General features: G+C 59.9%; 2 protein-coding genes and 1 pseudogene. 2 read left to right on the top strand and 1 reads right to left on the bottom strand.

All coding sequences use genetic code 11. The features are described 5' to 3' along the window. Positions 1-150: 150 nt before the first annotated feature. Both AC1DQ3_RS36275 and AC1DQ3_RS36270 read left to right on the top strand, forming a co-directional pair. Positions 151-576 (top strand): annotated as a pseudogene (locus tag AC1DQ3_RS36275) (divalent metal cation transporter); the annotation flags it as partial. Between the two features lie 408 nt (positions 577-984). Then, positions 985-2004: an SDR family oxidoreductase gene (locus tag AC1DQ3_RS36270; protein WP_477124912.1), complete on the top strand. Its 1020-nt coding sequence runs from the start codon at positions 985-987 to the stop codon at positions 2002-2004. Positions 2005-2151: 147 nt separating this feature from the next. Here the strand turns inward: AC1DQ3_RS36270 and AC1DQ3_RS36265 are convergent, their stop codons facing one another. Next, positions 2152-2751: a ParB-like protein gene (locus AC1DQ3_RS36265; protein WP_477124911.1), complete on the bottom strand. Its 600-nt coding sequence runs from the start codon at positions 2749-2751 to the stop codon at positions 2152-2154. Positions 2752-3350: the final 599 nt, after the last annotated feature.

The following is a 3350-nucleotide window of genomic DNA, read 5'->3' as shown; positions in this document are numbered from 1 at the left end:
GGGCACCCCTGCGTAAGCAGCGTCATGTGGCAGATTCTATCGCCACGCTGCGATTGGAGCTCGCTGCCGCACTGCTTGCCCGCCTTGAACGGTGCCCGTGCTGCGGTCGGAAAACCGAGTAGTTGTTAACACAGTAGTACTAGGGCGCTCGCGCCAGTCGCCGGACGGTTCGCCGAGTTGCTGTTCTGCGCGGGCGTGATAGGGACCGGCCTGCTCGCAGTCCCGGTGTTGGCAGGTTCAGCGGCGTACGCGGTCGCGGAGGCGTTCCGTTGGCATCGCAGTCTTGAAGCAATACCATCGAAAGCGAAGGCATTTTATCTTGTCCTGGCGGCGGTCATGGTAATTGGCACGATGCTGTGTCTGTTGCCCTTTGACCCGTTCAAGATGCTCTACTGGAGCGCCGTGCTGAACGGGGTGGCTGCAGCGCCGGTCATGGTGATGCTGCAGCTTCTGTCGCGCAGCCGCGCCGTCATGGGCCAGTTCGCTTCTCCCAGGGCCTTGCAGGCCGTCGCATGGATTGCGACTGCTGCGATGTGCTTGGCGATCGCCGGGTTAGCGGCGAGCATGTTCCTGTGACGAACATTGCACGAGGGAGCCATGGCCAACCACCCGTCGACGATACCGCGAGTTCGACGAATTTCCGTTGCAGCTTTCTTCCGCGCCAGCCTGATGCCATTCGCAGCACGGAGACGCCCTCCGTAAACTTGACTGCCGCCAACCGAAGCGTCCCGGCGTGCCGGATCGCGCCTCGCCCTGGTCCGGCCCATTCACACTCTTTTACCTGCAAGGATTCCCCAGGCGCGCAGTTTCTACACACGTGGATCCATCTGCACTGGCAATCACTATGAGCGAGCTACCTCTAGATGGGGGTGATTTCGCCTGCTGTCGAATGCGCCTGGCCTGGGTATTGCTCGTCGTCGGTCATCGACTGGGTATGGCTGCAAGCAGACTGCCCAGCTATCCGACGTTACAGGAGGAATCATCGTGTCCAATGACGATATCTCACCGGCCCGGCGGCGGCTGGGTCGTGGAGCGGGCACCTCGCTGATGGTCTCGATAGCGTCTGCCGGGGGGCCGGGCGAGGCGCCAAGTGCCGCAGTGGGGGGAGGCCCTACAAGCACGCTGCGGCTGCGCGATCCCAGGCACGCGTATCCCGGCCCGCCTTTCTCCGAACAGACCCAGCAGTGGCCCGGACTTGCAGACAAAATGACGCCACGGCCCGACCATGGCGAAATTAGCTATCGGGGTTCTGGCCGACTCGCGGGACGCAAGGCACTCATCACTGGCGGTGATTCCGGTATCGGCCGTGCGGCGGCGATCGCGTTCGCACGCGAAGGAGCAGACGTCGCCATCAGCTATCTGCCCGCCGAAGAGCCCGATGCCAGGGAGGTCGTGCAGCTGATCCAGGAGGCAGGGCGTAAGGCAGTCGCGCTGCCCGGCGATATCCGGGACGAAGCATTTTGCCGTTCGCTCGTGGCGTCTGCGGTGCGCGGCCTAGGAGGGCTGGATATTCTGGTCAATAACGCGGGCCGGCAACACAGTGCCGACTCTATCCTTGATATCACAACGGAACAATTCGACTGGACCTTCAAGACAAACGTCTATGCCATGTTCTGGATCACCAAGGCTGCGGTTCCGCACCTGCCGCCGGGCGCCACCATCATCAACACCAGCTCGGTAAATGCCACCGATCCATCCGAGAACTTGCTTGATTACGCCGCGACTAAGGCCACGATTACCAACTTTACCAAGGGACTCRCCAAACAGATGGCGCGTCGCGGGATTCGGGTCAACGCCGTCGCGCCCGGCCCGTTCTGGACGGTGTTGCAAGTCACTGGAGGACAAACGGCGGAGAAGCTGAAGAAGTTCGGATCGGACACCCCTATGGGCAGACCAGGCCAACCGGCGGAAATCGCGCCGCTCTACGTGCAGCTCGCGGCGCTGGATTCGAGCTACGTGACCGGCCAGGTCTTTGGCTCATCGGGCGGAACCGGCATCCCGTAAAGTGCGGCAGTCGGCTTCGCGCCGTGGTCGGCGCTCCGCGAGTGCTTGCAGACGGAATCGCTATCGCGGGTGGATCGGATTGTCATGGAACGCGATGGAAAAATCAGCTTCGTGCGTCGATCCAAAGTACCGGGGTCGTCAGATTCACTAGGCGCCCAGATAGCCTGGAAGCTTACGGGCTGTGCGGCTGCGCGCAAGACGCGTCGCGTCAGCTAGCGCCTGGGCGAAGCCGTGAATGGTACGCAAATCGCCCTTCACATGCTTGCGGAAGAATGCCGCCCACTGAAAATCAGCGTAGGCGCATTTAGGCTTTCTGTACCCGCCTGCGTTCCGCGCGAACGCCGCGAGGCTGCGGTATGGGTCATCGATCATTCCTTCGACAGTTGGGGGCAACGCTGAGATCCCTTGGCGAACACCGTGCGCGTCGTAGGGATGGACATCGCCCAACTCTGACATTCGTTGCCAGAAGGCACTCTTTCCAAGCTTGTGCAGGTCTCGCACAACAACAATCGGTGTCTGTTCTTTGCCGAGTTCCAGCCATGCGCGGGCCCAGTGGTGGTGGTCAATGATATAGAGTTGACCATTTGGACCCAAAACGGTCTTGACGGGATGTCGCTCCATGAACTCCTGGAGTGTCGCTTCATGAGCCTGGCTCGCGTCCATTTTTTGTCGAACATGATCCATACCCAAGGTGAGCTGTGTGGGATGAAGAGCTTTGATCAGCGCCATCTTTCTGTGAGATCCCATGACGTCTCCTTCTTCGCGAACACTTGCATCGCCCCATGCGATGCGATGCGATGCGAAGTGCAACGTCCGTGCCCAAGGCGACCCGGATCTCGTGCGGGATTGCGCCGCGCACGATAGGAGCCAGTTCGCATCCGGCTGCTTGGCTCGACGGAGGCTGCGCGAGGCCACGGACCTCATCCGGGGAAAGGATGTATGGGACAGGTCGGCAATATCAGCACACAGAGGGCGGGGTGGATGGATTCAGGTGCGGGAGTTGGCATAGTCGGAGGCGGTAGCCGTGAACTAGTATGCTGTATAAATACACAGGGATCACGGTTTTCCAGAGTCCTTCCGATATGTCTCTAATACTGCATGTACCAGTGTCGTTTAACCGGTTAAACGACAGACTGATCTCACGCTCGCTTGAGTGCGACTTAACATAATCCTCATTGTGCGTTTTTTGATTGTAGCGGCAAAGTTGTAATGTCCGGTTCTGGCAAAGTTCAAATGTCCGCCTGAGGCGCCTTTCCATGGTATTCAGCCTGCCCGGTTGATGCAATGGAGACGCCAGACGATGGCTAGACCCGAGGTAATTACAGTAAGCATGCGTGAGTGTGAGT

The sequence above is a fragment of the Cupriavidus sp. 01T418 genome (assembly GCF_056398885.1).
The sequence above is the reverse complement of the archived record's forward strand: the minus strand, read 5'-3'. Positions and strand labels throughout refer to the sequence as shown.